Raw genomic sequence first — 1,096 nt, 5'->3', positions numbered from 1 at the left:
CCCCCCCGCCGCGCCCGCCGCGACGCGTGCGGAGGGCAGCTTCGCCGCCGACGAGTTCTTCTCGCGCCACCCCTCGGCCGAGCCGCCCCCTCCGCCTCGCCCCGCCTCGCTCCCCGATCCCTTCGACGCGCCGCGCGATCGTGTCCGGGCCCCGTCCGGCGGCCTGGAGGCCAGGACCCCCGCGCCGCCCCTCTTCGATGACCCGTTCACCCTCGATCCGCTTCCCTCGGCCAAGGCGGAGCCCGATCGCCCGGCGACCACGCCAGCCCGGGATGCCGAGCTCGATCCCTTCGGCGATTTCGGAGCCTCGTTCCTGGGGCCCGAGACGCCCAGCCGCCCCCCGGAGGTCCACGCCATCAGGCGCGAGCCGGAGCCGCCGCCCATCGTCCCCCAGCCCTCTCGGCCTCTGGCTGCCGAGCCGCCTCCAGTGGCCGTCCCGTCGGGTGCGCCGGGTCTGGGCGAGGCGTTCCTGAAGGGCATGGGCCTCGATCCGGCCCGCGCGGCGGGGATCGGGCCAGCCGAGATGGAGGCCCTCGGTCGCCGCTTCCGGGCGCTCGTCGAGGCTCTGGAGCAGTCCCTCCGGAGCCGGGCTCGGGAGAAGCGGAACCTGCGCGTGGCGCAGACTGTGATCGGCTCGTCGGAGGTCAATCCGCTCAAGTTCCTGCCCATGACCGAGGACGTGCTCGAGGCGATGATCGGGCCACCCCGTCCGGGCTACATGGATGCGGACGCGGCGATCGCGGCAGCGCAACGCGATCTTGCCGATCATCAGCTCCGGTCCTGGTCAGGGCTGCAGTCGGCCCTGCGGCGGATGATCGACCGCTTCGACCCCGAGGAGATCGAGCGAGACCTGGAGGCGGCCGGCCGGCTTCGTGCCATACTGGCCGGAGGTCGGTCGGCGCTGCTTTGGCAGCTCTACCGCGAACGGTACAAGACCATCGCGAAGGCGGCCGAGGACCGGTTCCTCGGCGAGGTGGGCAGCGATTTTCGTGAGGCCTACGAAGGACCAGGGAGGACGGACCATGACGGATAGACGCAAGGTGCTGGCGGGCGGAGGAGCTCTGGCGCTCCTCGCGATGGCGGGCTGCGCCCCCCC

1 protein-coding gene is annotated in these 1,096 nt (G+C 73.0%); it reads left to right on the top strand.

The features are described from left to right. The coding region (tagH, locus tag RUMESO_RS02880) for a type VI secretion system-associated FHA domain protein TagH (protein ID WP_037277989.1) at positions 1 to 1,033 on the top strand (1,033 nt) is incomplete at its 5' end. Between the last annotated feature and the right edge of the window lie 63 nt (positions 1,034 to 1,096).

Origin of the sequence: Rubellimicrobium mesophilum DSM 19309, from assembly GCF_000600335.2 — a bacterium.
Classification (GTDB): Bacteria; Pseudomonadota; Alphaproteobacteria; order Rhodobacterales; family Rhodobacteraceae; genus Rubellimicrobium; species Rubellimicrobium mesophilum.
The sequence above is the reverse complement of the archived record's forward strand: the minus strand, read 5'-3'. Positions and strand labels throughout refer to the sequence as shown.